Below are 1,076 nucleotides of genomic sequence, written 5' to 3' on the forward strand. Positions count from 1 at the left end.
GCCTCGTTCCAGCGGCTGCTGACCGGCAGGCAGAGCCATCTGCAGGCCGGCCTGATGGGGCTGATCCTGGCCATCGTGCTGCAAAGCTCGGCGGCGGTGGCGCTCTTGACCTCCGGCTTTGCCGCCAGCGGCTATCTCGCCTTTCCGGCCGGGCTGGCGATCGTGCTGGGCGGCGATCTCGGCTCGGCGCTGATCATCCAGATCCTGTCGTTCAAGCTCGACTGGCTGGTGCCGGTGCTGCTGGCCGCCGGCGGCTACCTGTTCGTCAAGACCGAGGCCAAGAAGGCGCGCCAGCTGGGGCGGATCCTGATGGGCATTGCCTTCATCCTGATTTCGCTGCGTTTCCTGCGCGAGGCGATGGACCCGATCCGCGACAGCGCCTTTCTGCCCGCCGTCGCAGGCTACCTGGCGCGCGACTACATCACCGCTTTCCTGGTCGGCGGCGCGCTGGCCTTTGTGATGCATTCCAGCGTGGCGGCGATCCTGATGTGCGTCACCCTGGTGCAGATCGGCGCCATCCCCTTTGCCGCCGGCCTGTCGCTGGTCCTAGGGGCGAATTTCGGCTCCGCCTTCATCCCGGTCTGGCTCAGCCGCGGCATGGCGCTGCAGGCGCGGCGCATTCCCTATGCCAACCTCGCCCTGCGCGGCAGTTGGGCGGTGCTCTGCCTGTTCGGCGCCAATCTGGCGCTGCGCCAGGGCTGGCTCGGCGATCCGCAGGGCGGCCAGATGCTGGTCACCGCGCATCTGGCGTTCAACGCGTCGCTCTTGCTGCTGGCGCTGCCCGCCTGCACCCCGCTGGGCGGCGTCTTTGCCCGCGCCTTCCCGGAGCCCGGGCCGGTGGCGGCGGCGCAGCCGGGCCGTCCCGTCAGCGCGCTGGAGCCGGGCAGCTACGGCCCGCCGGCCCAGGCGGTGGCCAACCTCAAGCGCGAGCTCTTGCGGATGGCCGACCAGGTCGGCGCCATGTTCCGGCCGGTGCTGGAGCTGTACCGGGGCGGCAGCAAGGAGCAGATCAAGGCGGTGCAGATGATGGACGGGGAGGTCAACGCCTGCCTCTCCGGCATCCGCCGCTATGTGGC

The 1,076-nt window shown here is 70.1% G+C and carries 1 protein-coding gene; it reads left to right on the forward strand.

Annotated features, from left to right (window positions below; genetic code table 11):
* Window positions 1–1,076 (forward strand): Na/Pi symporter (locus AB1A62_RS22165; protein ID WP_366663616.1); only part of this gene is annotated, 1,076 nt, incomplete at both ends.

The sequence above is a fragment of the Leisingera sp. JC11 genome, assembly GCF_040704725.1.
Classification (GTDB): Bacteria; Pseudomonadota; Alphaproteobacteria; order Rhodobacterales; family Rhodobacteraceae; genus Leisingera.